Here is a 16,902-nt window from a genome sequence, read left to right on the forward strand (position 1 = left end):
GGAAACCTGGGACGGAAAGACCCGCATTTTACGCGAATGACCGGTCGCCCCGGCAGCGGTGCGCGCTCAGCCGTTGGAGGCGCGGTCCAACGGCAGGTCCAGGCGGCGGGCGAACTCGTCCGGCGACAGCCCCGGGGCGAACAGGAAGCCCTGGCCGACCGGCACGCCCAGTTGCAGCAGGAACTGGCGCTGGGCCTCCGATTCCACGCCCTCGGCGACCAGTCCCAGGCCCAGGCTGCGGGCGATCGCGGAAACCGCCTGGCAGACCGCCACGTCGGAACGGTTGTTCGGCACGCCCTCGGTGAACAGCTGGCTGAGCTTGAGCCCGTGGATGGGCAGTCGGCGCAGGTAATTGAGCGCGCTGTAGCCTTCGCCGAAATCGTCGATGGTCAGCACCACGCCCAGCGCCTTGAGCCCGGCAAAGGTACGCAGGGTGGACGGCGCGTCCTCGATCAGCACGCGTTCGGTGAACTCCAGCTCCAGCGCCGAACCCGGCAACTGGAACTCTTCGAGCAGGCGGCGCACCTTGTCGGCCAGATCCTCGCCGACGAACTGGCGATAGGAGACGTTGACCGCCACCCGCACGATGCCCAGGCCCTGATCGCGCCACTCCGCGACCTGGCGGCAGGCCTCGCGCAGCACCCAGCTGCCGATGTTGACGATGTCGCCGGTGGTTTCGGCGTGACTGATGAACAGGTCCGGGCGCAGTTCGCCGAGCTGGTGGTTCTGCCAGCGGATCAGCGCCTCGGCGGCGACGATCCGGCCCTGGCGCAGATCCACCTGCGGCTGGTAGACCAGCCGGAATTCCTGGTTGTCCACCGCGCGCCGCAGCTGGGTCTCGATCTGCAGGCGATCCTGCTGGCGCTGCGCCAGTTCGGGCGAGAACACCTGCCAGCCGTTGCGGGCGCGGTGCTTGCTGTCGTACATCGCGATGTCGGCGTTCTGGATCAATTGCTGCGGGCGCAGGCCATCGTCGGGCGCACGCGCGATGCCGATGCTGGCGGTGATCGAAAATTCGTCCTGGTCGAAGCGGAAGGCTTCGGCGAACGCCCGCAGGATGGCGTCGGCGAGGCGCTCGGGCAGGGCACGGTCGCCGCCGGCATCGCAGACCACCAGGAACTCGTCGCCGCCGAAGCGCGCGATCATGCCGTGCTCGCCCACCGCATCGCGGATGCGGTTGGCCGCCTGCACCAGCAGCTCGTCGCCGGCGTTGTGGCCCAGCACATCGTTGATCATCTTGAAGCGGTCGAGATCGATGTACAGCACCGAAGCCTGCGGGTGGACGGGATCGGCCAGGCGCTCGGCGATTTCGGTCAGCACCGCGTCGCGGTTCATCAGGCCGGTGAGCGGATCGGTGCGGGCCTGGATGCGCAGGGTCTCTTCCGCCTGCTTGTCGGTGGAGATGTCCTGCAGGGTGCCGGTGATCCGCGAGTTGCCGGGGTCGCCGGGCTCGGCGTCGCCGATCACCCGGATCCAGAACGGCTGGCCGTCGTGGCGGCGTCCCTGCAGCTCGAGATCGAAACCGGCGCCACCGGTGGCGACCCGTTCCACCATGCAACGCAGGCGCCGCCGATCCGGCTCGCGCAGGCAGGCCAGCAGCGCATCGAGGGTATCGGGGGGCAGGGCGGCACCGAGGATGCGGATGGCTTCCTCGGTCAGGTACAGGCGGTCGCGGGCGATGTCCCATTCCCAGCCACCGATGTGCGCCAGCGACTGCGCGCGATCGAACAGCGCGCTGTCGCGCTTGAGCTCGGTCACGTCGCTGAACAGCGAAGTCACCTGTGCCGGCCGGTTGCCGCCGGGCAGGAACTGCGGCACCGAGGTGACCGTCAACCAGATCATCTGCCGGCGCTGGCGGTGGTACATACCCAGCAGCGCGCTCTCGACGACATGGCCGGTATCCAGCGCGCGCTGCGCCGGAAGTTCGTCGCGGCGCAACTCGCGACCATCCGCCCCGACGATGCGCCAGTGTTCGATGCCCAACTCGTCGGCCGTGCGCTGATCCTCGCGGATGCCGAAGATGCGCATGGCCGCGCCGTTGCAGTACTGCAGGCCCAGATCGTGGTCCTGCACCACGATGCCCTTGTCGATGGTTTCCATCAGTTCGCGGTAGCGCATCTCCGCTTCCCGCCGCGTACTGATGTCGCGTGCCACCGCGACGATGCTCTTGCGCCCGTCGAAATTGATGTTGGCCGAATGCACTTCGACCGGGAAGCGGCTGCCGTCGCCGCGCATGTTGGTGACCTCGATGACATAGGTGTCACCACGGTTGAGCGTCTCCCAGACCGGCATCAGGTGATCGCGCGGCAGATCCGGGTTGAGCACGTTGATGTTCTTGCCGACGATCTCCTCGCGCGGCCGGCGGTAGGCGCGCATGCCGGCGCGATTGAGATCCATCACCGTCCCGTCCTCGGCGATGATGCTGACCGGATCGGGCACGGCGTCGAAAAGATTGCGGTAGCGCTGGCGTTCGGCTTCCGCGCTGGCCAGCGCGGCAAGCAGGGTCTCGCGGGCGCGGGCGAGCAGGGCGCGGGTTCCCTCGTCGACCGCGGGATCGGCCATCGCGCGGGCGATGGCCTGCAAGGTGGCTTCGGTCTCCGGCGCGACGGGGACGGCCGCCGGGCTGGCGGCATCGTCCGGGGCCGACGCGCCGGCGACGTTCATGTGGCCGCCATCGCCTTGCCGGCCTTGCTGCCGGTCTCGCGGCCGAGCAGGGCGGCGAGCCAGCGGCCGGTTTCGCCCAGCCGGTCCAGGTCGACACCGGTGGCGATGCCCATGCCGTGCAGCATGTAGACCACGTCCTCGCTGGCGACGTTGCCGCTGGCGCCCTTGGCGTAGGGACAGCCGCCGGTCCCCGAGACCGCGGCGTCGACCACCCGCACGCCTTCCTCCAGGCATGCCAGGATGTTGGCCAGCGCCTGGCCGTAGGTGTCGTGGAAATGCACCGCCAGCGACGATAGCGGCACCACGCTGGCGACCGCCTGCAGCATCACGCGCGCCTTCAGCGGGGTGCCCACGCCGATGGTGTCGCCGAGCGAAATCTCGTAGCAGCCCAGTTCGTGCAGCCGGCTCGCGACCCTGACCACGTCGGCCACCGGCACATCGCCCTGATAGGGGCAACCGAGCACCGTGGACACGTAGCCGCGAACCCGCACTCCGTCGGCGGCGGCGCGCGCCAGCACCGGCCGGAAGCGCTCGATGGATTCGTCGATGCCGGCATTGATGTTCTTGCGGTTGAACGCTTCGGAAGCGGCGGTGAACACCGCGATTTCCTCCACGCCGACCGCGCGCGCGCGGTCGTAGCCGGTCTCGTTCGGCACCAGCACCGGATAGGCAACACCCGGTTCGCGATGGATCCCCGTGAACACTTCCGCCGCGTCGGCCAGTTGCGGCACCCAGCGTGGACTGACGAAGCTGGTGGCCTCGATGGTGCGCAGGCCGGTACGGGAGAGGCGATCAATGAGTTCGATCTTGTCGGCGGTGGCGATCACCGCCTTCTCGTTCTGCAGGCCGTCGCGCGGACCGACCTCGACGATGCGGACGAAGTCGGTCATGGCGCGGCCTCCATGCCGGCGCGGCGCAGGCGCGGATTGCGCGAGGCGGGATCGAAGCTGTCGAACAGCCCCGGATCCGCCGCCAGCGTCGCCCGCAGTGCGTCGGCCTCGCCTCCCAGCAGGTACACCATCGTGTCGACCTCGCGAATGCCCGGGTCGCCCTGCTGGATGCGTTCGAGCGCGCGGCTGGCCCGCGGCATCGCCACTTCCAGCACGTCGTCGGCGATGCGGTACTTGAGCAGCAGCACGCTGGTGGCGGGCAACTTGCTGTTTCCCGCCGGCGCTTTCGGGTCGTTGAACAGATCGCGCATGTCGTCCTGGTCCAGCGCCAGGTAGCGCGTGCCGTCGAGTTCGAAACCCAGCGCGCGGAACCGGGTGCGCGGCGTCTTGCCGCTTTCGACCAGCGAGACCTGGCACTGCGCGTCGATCTCGGCGTAGTCGCCGGAGCCCAGCGGCATCTTTTCCGGATCCGCGCCGGGCAATGGCAGCCAGCGGCCGGCCAGGGCCGGGTCGCAGCCCAGTTCGGCGGGAGCGCGTTCGAACATCAGGCAGCCGGGCAGGGCCGGCAACGCGAGGGCCAGCAGGAACAACAGCGGCATGCGGCGGCGGCCCGTCATTCCAGGGTCACCAGGACGGCATCGGCTTCGACGAAGTCGCCGGCGCTGGCGCGCAGCTCGCCCACCACGCCATCGCGCGGGGCCTTCAATGCCAGCTCCATCTTCATCGCTTCCATCACCAGCAGTTCCTGGCCCGTGGTCACCGTGTCGCCGGCCTTGGCGCGGACCACCACCACGCGGCCGGGCATCGGCGCGCGCACGCGGTGGTCTCCCCCGGCATCGGCGGTCGCGGTCCTGCGATAGGCGGGCACCTGTTCCAGCACGACCCGCTGCCGGCCGTCGTGGACGGTGATGCGCTCGCCTTCCCGCAGGACGCGGAAACGCCGTGCTTCATGATCCATACGCAAACCGAGCAGGTCGCCGGTCAACCGCGCGCCCTCGATGGCGTGGGTGCGGCCGTCGTGTTCGATGGCATAGCGGCCCTGGGTACCCTGTGCCTTCAGGGCGAAGGTCTGTCCCCGGTGGACGAAACTCAGCGGCCGCTGGCCGGCATGGCCCAGCCGCCAGCCGTCGGCGATGGCCCAGGGCGAACCCGGATCGGCGGACGCGCGCGCGGTATCGCCGGCAGCGGCCTCCTGCGCGAGCAGGGTGGCGGTGGCGGCGGCCAACAGGGCGGCCGGGTCGGGTTCGCCGGCGGCGAGGAACTCGTCCAGGTGCCGATCCAGGTAGCCGGTATCGATGCGCCCCTCCAGCACCGCCGGGTGGCGCGCCAGCCGCTCCAGGAACGCGATGTTCGACTTCGGCCCGATCACGTCGCACTGTTCGAGCGCGTCGCGCAGGCGCGCCAGCGCGGCGGGGCGGTCGCGGTCGTGGACGATCAGCTTGGCAATCATCGGATCGTAGAAAATGGTGACCGTATCGCCTTCGGTCACGCCCGAATCGATGCGCACGTGCGGGTCCGTCGGCGGCAGCCGCAGGCGCTCCAGCCGGCCCGAACCGGGCAGGAACCCGGCTTCCGGATCCTCGGCGTACAGGCGCACCTCGATGGCGTGGCCCTGCTGCGGAATCGCGTCCTGCGCCAGCGGCAGCGGCTCGCCGGCCGCCACCCGCAACTGCCACTCCACCAGGTCCAGGCCGGTGGTCATCTCGGTGACCGGGTGCTCGACCTGCAGGCGGGTGTTGGTCTCCATGAAGAAGAATTCGCCGTCGGGTGCGACGATGAATTCGACCGTGCCGGCATTGACGTAGTCGATCGCCTGCGCGGCAAGGATGGCGGCCTGGCCCATCGCCGTGCGTTGCGCCGGGGTCAGGAACGGCGAGGGCGCTTCCTCCAGCACCTTCTGGTAGCGCCGCTGCGCCGAACACTCTCGCTCGTTGAGATGCAGGGTATGGCCGTGGCGATCGGCGAACACCTGGATCTCGATGTGGCGCGGCGTGGACACGTAGCGTTCCAGCAGCACGCGGTCGCGGCCGAAGGCGTTGGCCGCCTCGCGCTGGCAGCTTTCCAACTGGGCGATGAAGTCGTCCAGCCGGTGCACGATCCGCATGCCCTTGCCGCCACCGCCATGGGCGGCCTTGATCATCAGCGGGAAGCCGATCCGTGCGGCCTCGCGCGACAGCGTGTTGGGCGATTGATCCTCGCCGGTGTAGCCCGGCACCACCGGTACGCCGGCGGCGGCCATCAACTCCTTGGCTCCGGCCTTGCTGCCCATCTTGCGCATCGACGCCGCGCCCGGGCCGATGAAGACCAGACCCGCCGATTCCACCGCCTCGGCGAAGTCGGCGTTCTCCGACAGGAAGCCATAGCCGGGATGGATGGCCTGCGCGCCGCAGCGGCGCGCGACTTCCAGAATGGCGTCGCCGCGCAGGTAGCTGTCGGCCGGCCGCGGCCCGCCGATCGGCCAGGCCTCGTCCGCCTGGCGCACGTGCTGTGCGTCGGCGTCGGCTTCCGAATACACCGCAACGGTGCGGATGCCGAGGCGACGGCAGGTGCGGATCACGCGGCAGGCGATTTCGCCGCGGTTGGCGATGAGGATCTTGTCGAACATGCGGGTCGGGATTTCCGTGTCGGTTCGGTAGGAAAGCGAGGCGAGGATCAGGCCGGCGCGTGGCAGACCGCTTCGACGTTGTTGCCGTCGGGATCGATCACGAACGCGGCGTAGTAATCGGGATGGTAGTGCGGGCGCAGGCCCGGGGCGCCGTTGTCGGTCGCGCCCGCAGCCAGGGCCGTGGCATGGAAGGCATCGACGGCGCCGCGGTCGGGGGCGACGAAGGCGACATGGGTGCCGGTGCCCGGACGCGCGCCGGTGCCGACCCAGAACGCCGGTTTGCGCGGCGGTCCGAATCCGCAGCCCTGGTAGCCACCCGGGCCGGTTTCGCGCTCGGTCACTTCCATGACCACCGCGTAGCCCAGCGGTGCGAGCACCCGTTCGTAGAAAGCGCGGCTGCGCGGATAGTCGGCGACGGCAAAACCAGCATGGTCAATCATGTCGGCACACCTTGGAGGGAAGAGGGCGGCGCGCTCCCCGCGCCAGTGGCGTCAGCGCGCGGGCACCCAGGCCGGCGCGCGTTTTTCCAGGAAGGCGGACAGGCCTTCCTGGCCTTCGGCCGACACCCGCAGGCGCGCGATCAGCGCGGCATTGTCGGCATCCAGGCAATCACGGTCCGCCTGCGCGGCGACCCGGGTGACCAGTTGCTTGGCGGTGGCGGCGGCCTGCGGTCCGGCCTTGAGCAGCAGATCGATCTGGCGTTGCACCGCCGCATCCAGCGCGTCGGCTTCGACCACCTGGTGCAGCAGGCCGATGTCCAGCGCGGTGGCGGCGTCGAAAATCTCGGCGGTCGCGAACCAGCGCCGGGCCTGGCGCGGCCCGATCGCGGCAATGACGTAGGGCGAAATCACCGCCGGCAACAGACCGAGTTTGCTCTCGGTCAGCCCGAACTTCGCCTCCGGCACGCCGATGGCGATATCGCAGCAGGCCACCAGACCGACCCCACCACCGAACGCCGCGCCATGCACGCGTGCGAGAGTCGGACGCGGCAGTTCGTCCAGCGTGCGCATCAGTCGGGCCAGCGCCAGCGCGTCCTCGCGGTTCTCGGCTTCGCCGGCGGCGGCCATGCCGCGCATCCAGTTCAGATCGGCCCCGGCCGAGAACGAGGCGCCGGCACCTTCCAGCACCACCACCCGGACATTGGGGTTGGCTCCAGCCCCTTCCAGTTCACGGGTCAGCTGCGTGATCAGGCCGGCGTCGAACGCGTTGTGCAGTTCCGGGCGGTTCAGCCGCAGCCGCAACACGCCATCATCCAGATGGCTGGCCAGCGCCGGTGCGTGCGGCTCCGTCATGTCTGCTCCTCCCGAAAGCGGCAAATGATAGCCCCTGCGCCGATTTTGGCCTTCGTGCGCTGCGGCGATGCTACAATGAGAATAGTTCGCATTTGAGAGTTGCCGCGTGATGCTGACCGAATTGCCTCCCCGGACCCTGGCCATCGTCGAATCGGTCGACGACAGCCACCCCAACGACAACATCGCCCGCCGCCTGCGCGAGCTGGGTTTTGTCGACGGCGAGGAGGTGCAGATCGTCGCCAAGGGACCGCTGGGCGCCGAACCGCTGCTGGTGCAGGTGGGCTTCACCCGTTTCGCCCTGCGTCGCAGCGAGGCGGCGCGGATCCGGGTCCGTCCGGCGGGAGCGGCGGCATGAGCGCGCAGCCATTGCGGCTGGCCCTGGTCGGCAACCCGAACTGCGGCAAGACCGCGCTGTTCAACCAGCTGACCGGCAGCCGCCAGAAGGTTGCCAACTATGCCGGCGTGACCGTGGAGCGCAAGGAAGGCCGCCTGCACACCGCATCGGGACGCAGCTACGCGTTGCTGGACCTGCCCGGTGCCTACAGCCTGCATGCCGCCAGCCTGGACGAGGCGGTCACCCGTGATTTCTGCCGTGGCTTCCTGCCCGGCGAGGCGCCGCCGGACGTGCTGGTCTGCGTGGTCGATGCCACCAACCTGCGCCTGCACCTGCGTTTCGCGCTGGAAGTGCGCGAGCTCGACAAGCCGATGATCCTGGCGGTCAACATGATGGACGCCGCGCGCCGCCGCGGCATCCGCGTGGACCTGGAGGCGCTGTCGCGCGAACTCGGCGTGCCCGTGGTGGAGACGGTGGCGGTCAAGCACAACGGCGCGCGCGCGCTGGTCGAGCAGATCGAGCGCATGGCCGATGCGCCGCATCCGCCGAAGCACCGGCTGGGCGGCGACGCCGACCTGCACGCGGAAACGCGCCGTCTGCTGTCGCTGGCGGTGGACATGCCGCAACGCACCGCCCAGGTGGACGACGCGCTGGATCGCTGGCTGCTGCACCCGGTGATCGGCTTCGTCGCGCTGATCGTGGTGATGTTCCTGATCTTCCAGGCGGTGTACGCCTGGGCCACCCCGTTGATGGATCTGATCGAAGCGGGGACCGGCGCACTGGGCGAATGGGTGGGCGGCACGCTGCCGGAAGGCCCGCTCAACAGTCTGCTGGTGGACGGCATCATCGCCGGCGTCGGTGGCGTGATCGTGTTCCTGCCGCAGATCCTGATCCTGTTCGCCTTCATCCTGGCGCTGGAGGAATCCGGCTACCTGCCGCGTGCGGCGTTCCTGCTGGATCGGATGATGGCCTCGGCCGGCCTGTCGGGGCGTTCCTTCATCCCGTTGCTGTCGAGCTTCGCCTGCGCCATTCCCGGCATCATGGCGACCCGTTCGATCCAGGATCCGCGCGATCGCCTGGCGACAATCCTGGTCGCACCGTTGATGACCTGCTCGGCGCGCCTGCCGGTGTATGCGCTGCTGATTGGCGCGTTCGTGCCGGAAAAGAAGATCGGCATGTTCAACCAGCAGGGCCTGGTCCTGTTCGGCCTGTACGTGGCGGGCATCCTCAGCGCGCTGCTGGTGGCCTGGGTCATGAAGAAGTGGCGCCGCGACAAGAGCGAGCATCCGCTGATGCTGGAGCTGCCTTCCTACCGCATTCCCCATCCGCGCGATCTCGCGATCGGCCTGTGGGAGCGCGCCTGGATTTTCCTGCGCCGGGTCGGCGGCATCATCCTGGCGATGACAGTGCTGCTGTGGGTGTTGCTGAACTTCCCCGCGCCACCGGTCGACGCGGTGGGGCCGGCCATCGACTACAGCTTTGCCGGCCGCATCGGTCATGCGATGGCGGTGTTCTTCGCGCCGCTGGGCTTCAACTGGCAGATCTGCATCGCGCTGATTCCGGGCCTGGCGGCACGTGAAGTGGCGGTGGCGTCGCTGGCCACGGTCTACGCGCTGTCCGCGGCCGACGACGACGCAGCCGCGCAGGCGTTGTCGCCATTGATCAGCGATGGCTGGTCGCTGGCGACCGCGCTGTCGCTGCTGGTCTGGTACATCTATGCGCCCATGTGCCTGTCCACGCTGGCGACCATCAAGCGGGAGACCAACTCGTGGAAGCAGATGTCGTACGCGGCGTTCTACCTGTTCGCGATGGCCTATGTCGCCTCGCTGCTGACCTACCAGATCGCCAAGGCGCTGGGAGCGGGCTGACGTGGACGGCTCGCTGATCCTGCAATACGCGATCATCGGCCTGCTGGCGCTGGCCAGCGTGTGGGTGGTGCTGAAGAAGCAGTTTCCGGGCACGCTGCGCAAGGCGCGGGTGGCGTTGGCGCTGCCGTTGCTGCGCGAGGGTCGTCCAGGCTGGTTGCATGCGCTGGGGCGCTGGATCGCGCCGGAGCCGCGCGGTTCCGGTGGTGGCGATGGCTGCGGCGGCTGCAACAGTTGCGGGCCGTCGTCGAAGGTCTGACCGCCTAGAACACCCGCGCCAGCACCCAGCCGACGAAGAAGCCGTACGAGGCCAGCGTGGTCCAGCCATTGCCCGCGGCGGCGGACAATGGAATCCGCTGGCTGCGCGCGTAGAGTCCGTCAAACAGCGCAAGGCCCAGTGGGACCATGGCGAAGCCGACCGCCCCGGCCGACCACAGATCGGGAAGCGTGTCGGGCAACAAGGGCTGCATGGCGATGCCACCCAGCAGGAATCGCAAGGCATCGAAGCTGCGTCGCCAATGAATCAGGGCGGCGGGAACAACCAGCGGGTACGCCAGCCAGTCCACTCCCGACAGCGCGGCCAGGACCAGGCCCGTCACTGCCAGCAACACCGGTATCAGCGCGCGTCGGTTCTCGTTGGCGGAACCGTTGTCGCCGAGGCTGATCGCGTGTAGCCACACCATCAGGCGCCAGCCGCCCTGGATTGCCAGGGCAACTCCACCGACCACCAGCGCGGTCGGCAGGGCAGGGCGCGATTGCGCGAACACGACCGGTGCGAGCAGATAGCCCAGCAGCGCCAACAGGACGGCGCGTGCCAGCATCGGCAACCAGCGCCAGACGCCGAGATAGTCCTTGCGGGCAAGTTGCCGGAAGAACTGATCCTGGCCCGGATCAATGCCATCCGGCAGATCGCCGTAGTCCTCGCTCAGGCGTTGCGACAACCGGGCGATGCGCGCGGACATTCCCGGCACGCAGGCGATGGCCAGCGCCTGCGGCCATCGGAAAGGGCGCTTGAGCTGGCGGATCGCCAGCGGACGTGGCTCGTCGTAGCGGGAAGTCTGCTCGCGTTCGATCGCCCAGCGCACCGCCATCCGTTGCTCCAGCCAATAGTCCTGCTGGCCGAAGAAGGTCTCCAGCGCGGACAGGTTCGCGGGTGGAATCGTGACGCCGTCGTAACCCAGGCGCTGGAACAGCGCATCGCCGACCGACTGTTTCAGTTCCAACTGGTAAAGGTCGTCGTGTGCCGCCAGCCAGGCCGACAGTACGGCGGGAGGTGTATCGCGGGCCCGTTGCACGGTTTCCGCGAAAAAACCATCGAAGTCGAAGCGTCGCGTGGTCGCATCCGCAACCGCGGAGGCCGCTGCTGCGGCGGCGCTGGCGACCGGCGATGGCAGGTGCGGCGTGCGCCCGGAGATCAGCGCGTCCAGTTGTTCCGCGTCGAGCAGGACGGTGTGCGCCGTCGCGGGATCCGCCAGCAGTTCCGTTTCCCCGTGTCCATGTTCCCGTCCGGCCTGCGGCTGGTCGTCATCGCCGACCGCGGCTACGTCCGCCGCTTCGATGTCGTCTTCCTCTTCCTCCCAGGCGGCTGCCATCGCCCGCTGCCGGCAATGCTGGAGGGCTTGTTGGTAGGCCTCGTGCAGGCGCTGGAAACCTTCCGGATCGTCATCCGGCCGGGTGACCTTCAGGCGTCGCGCGTAGGCGCGCTTGATCGCGCTTTCATCCGCGTCGCGGGGAACGCCCAGCAGATCGAACGGAGCCATCTCAGGCCTGCGACTCGATGTGCTGGAGCATGGCGGCGAAATGGGTGCGGTGTTCGCGGATCACGTCGGGATCCTGGCTGTCGAGCGCGCCGCGGAAGCGCACCAGCGCGTCCTGCAGATCGCCGCGTGCCCACAGCAGTTCCTCGTACAGGCGCTCGGCGCGGGCGATCAGGCTGAGGTTCTCCTGCTGGTCGCGCGGGTGGATCTTCAGTGCCGCCAGCGTCGCCAGGCGTTCGCGGATCTCGGCCTGCGAGAGGATGCCCGGGTTCTGTTCCAGGATGACCTCGTGGGTCTCGCCGGTGGCGACCACGGTGGCCTCGACCTGGAGCAGGCCGTTGACGTCGTAGGTGAAACGGATGTCCACCGGGTTCTCGTGCGCGGCCTTGGCCGGGACCGCCACGCTGATCTTGCCCAGCCGCACGTTGTGCTCCACCCGCGGGCTTTCGCCCTGGAAGATCTCGAATTCCACCTGCCGTTGCCAGTCCTGCAGCGGCTGGTAGCGCTCGACCCGGCTGACCGGCACCGTGCTGTTGCGGTGGATGATTGGCGAGAAGATGCCGCTGGTGACCTGGCCGTTGGCCCCCTGCTGGCTGGTGCCGACGCCGAGGGTGTGCGGACAGACATCGGTGAGGATCACTTCCTCCAGCTTCTCGTCGCGCGCCTTCATGCCGGCCGCGATCGCCGCGCCCACCGCGATGGCTTCGTCGGGATTGATGTGGCGCAGCGGCAGCCGGCCGAACATGCGCGACACCAGCCGTGCCGTCAGCGGCATCCGCGAAGCGCCGCCGACCAGCACGATGTCGTCCAGCTGCGCGGGTGTGAGCCGGGCGTCGCGCATGGCGCGTTCCAGCGGCGCGCGCAGGCGCTGCACCAACGGCTCGCAGATGCGGGCGAAACGGGCTTCGTCCAGCTGCCAGCTGCGTGCCTGCCCGGCCAGCGTCAGTTCGACGGCATGTTCGGTAGCCGACGCGTGCGAGAGCTCGCGCTTGAGCAGTTCCAGCCGGCGCAGCAGTTGCGCCGATTCGGCCGGTTGCAGGGTGCCCGGGGCGATGCCGAGATCCTGCAGGCAGGCATCGCGCAGCGCATGCAGGAAATCCTCGCCGCCGAGGAAGTTGTCGCCGGCGCTGGCGTGCACTTCCATCACGCCCTCGAACATTTCCAGGATCGACACGTCGAAGGTGCCGCCGCCCAGATCGAACACCAGGAAGCGTCCGCCGCCTTCGCGTTGCTGCAGGCCGTAAGCCAGCGCCGCCGCGGTGGGTTCGTTGATCAGCCGCTCGACCTTGATGCCGGCTAGCTCGCCGGCGATGCGGGTCGCCTTGCGCTGGGCGTCGCCGAAGTAGGCGGGCACGCTGATGACGGCTTCGCCGACCTTCTGGCCAAGGTGCGCCTCGGCGTCGGCGATCAGCGCGCGCAGCACCAGCGCCGATAGTTCCTCCGGCCGGAAGGAATGCTTGCCGAGCCGGGTGACCCGATCAGTGCCCATCCAGCGCTTGAAATGCGCCACGCTGGACTGCGGATGGGTAATCAGGCGCTCGCGCGCGGCTTGCCCGACCAGCACCGCGTCCTGGCCATCCACGCTGACCACCGACGGCGTCAGGTAGCTGTTCAGCGCATTCGGAATCAGCTGTGGTCCCTGTTCGCCATACACGCCCACCAGCGAATGGGTGGTCCCCAGATCAATGCCGACAATCATTCAGTCCCCTGGATCCTTCCCTGCATCGGCGATCAGTGTAAGGGCAGGGAAGCAGTGGCGGGTACCCGGAGGATGCGGCGCGCTCGCCCGCAGGCGGTCTTCAGCGACGCGGCCCGCGGCCACCCGGCCGCGGGAACATCTCCACGCTCAGGGTGAAGGTGCGCTGCTCGCCCGGCTGCATCGCGCCCACGCCGACCACCTGGCGGGTGACTTCCTCGCCACGATCGTTGCGGATGCTCATCACCACCGAGTACTCCCAGGGACCGCCATCGGCGGGATGGCGGACGCTGCCCTCCACCTTCAGCGGCACCACCGTCTGCGCCGTGCGCGCGGCCGCCAGCGACGCCTCGTCGAAGCGCAGGTGGTGGCGGCACGCCGGGCAGACCGCGGCGCTTTCCAGGATGGTGGTCTTGCAGTGCGGGCAGGTACGGGTCGCCCCGGCCATCCCCGGGCGCGGGCTGCTCATGCCTTAGCCGGCGTCTGGACCATTGGCCGCCTTGGCGGCGCGCGGCGCGGCCTTGTCCTCTTCCCAGCCGAAGTCGGCCTGGCCGCGCATCCGCGAACCGGCCGCGACGGTCAGCGAGCCGGCCTTGACGTCGCCGACCAGCACGCCGGAGGCGAGCAGCTCCACCCGCGAGGCGGATTCGATGTTGCCCTCCAGCTCGCCGGCGATGATCACCTTCTTGGCACGCACGCCGCCGTTCAACTTGGCGCCGTTCTCGATGGTGAGGTCGCCCTGCACATTGACGTCGCCCTTGAACTTGCCGGCGATGCGGATGTGGCCGGTGCCCTCGATCTTGCCCTCGATGGTCAGGTCGGCGGCGATCAGCGATTCCTTGACTTCGCGCTCGGGGGCGGGGGCCGCGCGCATGCCCGGCGGATTGCTGACGGTCGGGGAAAAATCCGCGGCCGCCGTGGATTCGCGCGCAGGCGCGGGCGAAGGTTCCGGCGGCAGCGGAACGGCATCCTTCTTGGCGGGGCCTTGGTCTTTCCAGATGGACATAAAGCGGCAACTCCGGGCGATGTGAACGGCCGACTATCGCCCGTCGCCGGGGTCAAGGTTGTGACCGTCTTTGCCCATTGGTCGGTTCGTTGCCCTGATTCATGCGAGGGTCGGCGATGTGCAGGCCGTACTCACGCAGCTGAAGAGGGGGGCGGTCAGCGGCCGCCGGCGACGTCGAGGAAGGTGCCGCTGGTGTAGCTGGCTTCCTCCGAAAGGAGCCAGAGGATTGCCCGGGCGACCTCTTCGGGCTGGCCGCCGCGTTTCATCGGCACAAACGCCTTGACCCGTTCCACCCGGTCCGGTTCGCCGCCGCTGGCATGCATGTCGGTATGGATGAACCCGGGACGCACCGCGCTGACCCGGACACCGTCGGCGGCGACTTCCTGGGCCAGCCCGACCGTGAGCGTATCCAGCGCCCCCTTGGAGGCGGCGTAGTCGACGTACTCGCCGGGGGAACCGGTGCGCGCCGCCACCGAGGACACGTTGACGATCGCGCCGCCACGGCCGCCCCGGCGGGTCGACATGCGCCGGATCGCCTCGCGGCAGCAGAGCAGGGGGCCGACCACGTTGGTGGCCAGGATGCGCTGCACGCGGGCCGCGTCCATCGCCTCCACCCGCATCTGGGTTTCCAGCACGCCGGCATTGTTGACCAGCGCATCGAGCGGCCCGAAGGCGCCGTCCACTTCCGCGAACAGGCGTTCCACTTCGGCTTCCACCGCGATATCGGCGACGAACGCGGCGGCCCGCCCGCCGTCGGCGCGGATGCGCTCGACCAGCGCGTGCGCGGCGACGGCATCGCGCCGGTAGTTGATCGCCACCGTGTAGCCGCGCGCGGCGGCCAGGCGGGCGGTGGCGGCGCCGATGCCGCGGCCGCCGCCGGTCACCAGCAGGACAGGCGCCGCCATGGATTACATCCGGAACACGCCGAAGCGCGCCGGTTCGATCGGTGCGTTGAGCGAGGCCGACAGGCCGAGGCCGAGCACGCGGCGGGTGTCGGCCGGATCGATGATGCCGTCGTCCCACAGCCGCGCGGTGGCGTACCAGGGACTGCCCTGGGTTTCGTATTGCTCGCGGATGGGGGCCTTGAAGGCTTCTTCCTCTTCCGCCGCCCAATGGCCGCCGCCGGCCTCGATGCCATCGCGCCGGACCGTGGCCAGCACGCTCGCGGCCTGCTCGCCGCCCATCACGCTGATGCGCGCGTTGGGCCACATCCACAGGAAGCGCGCGCCGTACGCGCGTCCGCACATCGCGTAGTTGCCGGCGCCGAAGCTGCCGCCGATGACGACGGTGAACTTGGGTACCGACGAACAGGCCACGGCGGTGACCATCTTGGCGCCGTCCTTGGCGATGCCGGCGTTCTCGTACTTGCGGCCAACCATGAAGCCGGTGATGTTCTGCAGGAACACCAGCGGGATGCCGCGCTGATTGCACAGTTCGATGAAGTGCGCGCCCTTGAGCGCGCTCTCGGAAAACAGGATGCCGTTGTTGGCGACGATGCCGACCGGATAGCCGTGCAGGTGGGCGAAGCCGGTCACCAGGGTCTTGCCGTAGCGCGCCTTGAATTCGTCCAGTTCGCTGCCGTCGGTGATGCGGGCGATGACCTCGCGGATGTCGAACGGGCGGCGGGTGTCCTTCGGCACGATGCCGTACAACTCGTCGGCCGGATGCAGTGGCTCGCGCGCTTCGCGCACCGCGACCGGTACGGCCTTGCGCCGGTTGAGGTTGCCGACCAGGCGGCGGGCGATCTGCAGGGCGTCGCGATCATCCTCGGCGAAGTGATCGGCCACGCCGGACACGCTGGTATGCACGTCGGCGCCACCCAGCGCCTCGGCATCGACGACTTCGCCGGTGGCGGCCTTCACCAGCGGCGGGCCGCCCAGGAAGATGGTGCCCTGTTCCTTGACGATGATCGATTCGTCGCTCATCGCCGGCACGTAGGCGCCGCCGGCGGTGCAACTGCCCATCACCACTGCGATCTGCGGAATGTTGTCGGCGCTCAGGCGCGCCTGGTTGTAGAAGATCCGGCCGAAGTGCTCGCGATCCGGGAACACTTCGTCCTGCAGCGGCAGGAACGCGCCGCCGGAGTCGACCAGGTAGATGCAGGGCAGGCGGTTCTCGCGCGCCACTTCCTGCGCGCGCAGATGCTTCTTCACCGTCATCGGGAAGTACGTGCCGCCCTTGACCGTGGCATCGTTGGCGACCACTACCACTTCCTGGCCCATCACCCGGCCGATGCCGCAGACCATGCCGGCGGCGGGCGCGGCGCCGTCATACATGTCCTCGGCGGCCAGCGGGGCGATTTCCAGGAACGGCGAACCGGGATCGAGCAGTGCGGTGATGCGGTCACGCGCCAGCAGCTTGCCGCGCTCGGTATGGCGCTGGCGTGCCTTGTCGCCACCGCCGTCCGCGGCCCGGGCCAGGCGGCGATCGAGTTCGGCGACCAGCGCACGATGGTATTCGGCGTTGTCGAGGAATTCCTGCGAACGCGGATCGAGTTGCGAAGTGATGGCGGACATGCGGCGACCGGAACGGGAAAGGCGGCATGTAAACACAAAGCCGCAGGTCCGCCAAACTTTCCGCGCCGCAAAAAAACAAGGCCCGCTTGCGCGGGCCTTGTCGTGTTCGGCGTTGGCCGGACGATTACTTCTTGGCTTCTTCAGCCTTGGCGTCAGCCTTGTCGGCCACTTCGGCAGCCTTGTCGGCGGTCGCCTGGGCGGCGTCGGCCACGGCGCCAGCCGCGGTGGCGGCAGCGTCGGTGGTGGCAGCGGCAGCGGCGTCGCCAGCCTGGGCGGC

The 16,902-nt window shown here is 69.0% G+C and carries 15 protein-coding genes; 3 read left to right on the forward strand and 12 right to left on the reverse strand.

Annotation, left to right across the window (positions count from 1 at the left end):
- Positions 1-66: 66 nt before the first annotated feature.
- The 6 genes from IQ458_RS10450 to IQ458_RS10475 are packed head-to-tail and all read right to left on the reverse strand — an operon-like array spanning position 67 to position 7,451.
- Positions 67-2,664, reverse strand: coding sequence for a sensor domain-containing protein (locus tag IQ458_RS10450; protein WP_225562459.1), 2,598 nt, complete (start codon positions 2,662-2,664; stop codon positions 67-69).
- On the reverse strand, positions 2,661-3,554 hold the full coding sequence (locus tag IQ458_RS10455) for a hydroxymethylglutaryl-CoA lyase (protein ID WP_203322738.1): 894 nt from the start codon (positions 3,552-3,554) through the stop codon (positions 2,661-2,663). The genes IQ458_RS10450 and IQ458_RS10455 overlap by 4 nt, the downstream gene beginning before the upstream one ends.
- The gene (locus IQ458_RS10460; RefSeq protein ID WP_183637169.1) at positions 3,551-4,171 is read right to left on the reverse strand and encodes a hypothetical protein; all 621 of its coding nucleotides are present in this window, start codon (positions 4,169-4,171) and stop codon (positions 3,551-3,553) included. Before IQ458_RS10460 ends, IQ458_RS10455 begins: the two co-directional genes overlap by 4 nt.
- Entirely contained in the window at positions 4,168-6,159 is a 1,992-nt protein-coding gene (locus tag IQ458_RS10465) for an acetyl/propionyl/methylcrotonyl-CoA carboxylase subunit alpha (RefSeq protein ID WP_203322739.1), read from the reverse strand. Before IQ458_RS10465 ends, IQ458_RS10460 begins: the two co-directional genes overlap by 4 nt.
- Before the next feature lie 47 nt (positions 6,160-6,206).
- A complete protein-coding gene (locus IQ458_RS10470; protein ID WP_183637165.1) occupies positions 6,207-6,599 on the reverse strand; it encodes a VOC family protein in 393 nt (130 codons plus the stop codon).
- 51 nt (positions 6,600-6,650) lie between these two features.
- Entirely contained in the window at positions 6,651-7,451 is an 801-nt protein-coding gene (locus IQ458_RS10475; protein ID WP_203322740.1) for an enoyl-CoA hydratase-related protein, read from the reverse strand.
- A gap of 109 nt (positions 7,452-7,560) precedes the next feature.
- On the opposite strand from IQ458_RS10475, the gene IQ458_RS10480 reads away from it, so the two are divergent.
- From IQ458_RS10480 to IQ458_RS10490, 3 genes are read left to right on the forward strand one after another with little or no spacing between them, the layout of a single operon-like run.
- Complete coding sequence (locus tag IQ458_RS10480; protein ID WP_221188910.1) at positions 7,561-7,806, forward strand: FeoA family protein; 246 nt, start codon at positions 7,561-7,563, stop codon at positions 7,804-7,806.
- The gene (gene feoB, locus IQ458_RS10485) at positions 7,803-9,653 is read left to right on the forward strand and encodes a ferrous iron transport protein B (RefSeq protein ID WP_203322741.1); all 1,851 of its coding nucleotides are present in this window, start codon (positions 7,803-7,805) and stop codon (positions 9,651-9,653) included. Before IQ458_RS10480 ends, feoB begins: the two co-directional genes overlap by 4 nt.
- Position 9,654: 1 nt before the next feature.
- Positions 9,655-9,909, forward strand: coding sequence for a DUF6587 family protein (locus tag IQ458_RS10490; RefSeq protein WP_183637156.1), 255 nt, complete (start codon positions 9,655-9,657; stop codon positions 9,907-9,909).
- A 4-nt stretch (positions 9,910-9,913) separates the two neighbouring features.
- Here IQ458_RS10490 and IQ458_RS10495 read toward each other — a convergent pair whose 3' ends face one another.
- The 6 genes from IQ458_RS10495 to IQ458_RS10520 all read right to left on the reverse strand — a co-directional run bounded on the left by IQ458_RS10495 (position 9,914) and on the right by IQ458_RS10520 (position 16,625).
- Positions 9,914-11,410 (reverse strand): J domain-containing protein, encoded by a 1,497-nt coding sequence (locus tag IQ458_RS10495; RefSeq protein WP_203322742.1) that lies wholly within the window; start codon positions 11,408-11,410, stop codon positions 9,914-9,916.
- Between the two features lies 1 nt (position 11,411).
- Positions 11,412-13,106: a molecular chaperone HscC gene (locus tag IQ458_RS10500; RefSeq protein ID WP_183637149.1), complete on the reverse strand. Its 1,695-nt coding sequence runs from the start codon at positions 13,104-13,106 to the stop codon at positions 11,412-11,414.
- Between the two features lie 100 nt (positions 13,107-13,206).
- Positions 13,207-13,572, reverse strand: a complete 366-nt coding sequence (locus IQ458_RS10505) for a hypothetical protein (protein WP_183637146.1) — start codon at positions 13,570-13,572, stop codon at positions 13,207-13,209.
- Positions 13,573-13,575: 3 nt separating this feature from the next.
- Entirely contained in the window at positions 13,576-14,109 is a 534-nt protein-coding gene (locus IQ458_RS10510) for a bactofilin family protein (protein WP_203322743.1), read from the reverse strand.
- Positions 14,110-14,264: 155 nt separating this feature from the next.
- Entirely contained in the window at positions 14,265-15,014 is a 750-nt protein-coding gene (locus IQ458_RS10515; RefSeq protein WP_203322744.1) for an SDR family oxidoreductase, read from the reverse strand.
- A gap of 3 nt (positions 15,015-15,017) precedes the next feature.
- Positions 15,018-16,625 carry a carboxyl transferase domain-containing protein gene (locus tag IQ458_RS10520; protein WP_203322745.1) on the reverse strand — a complete coding sequence of 536 codons (1,608 nt, stop codon included), beginning with the start codon at positions 16,623-16,625 and terminating at the stop codon, positions 15,018-15,020.
- Positions 16,626-16,902 lie beyond the last annotated feature (277 nt).

Source organism: Pseudoxanthomonas beigongshangi (assembly GCF_016820515.1).
Taxonomy (GTDB): Bacteria; Pseudomonadota; Gammaproteobacteria; order Xanthomonadales; family Xanthomonadaceae; genus Pseudoxanthomonas_A; species Pseudoxanthomonas_A beigongshangi.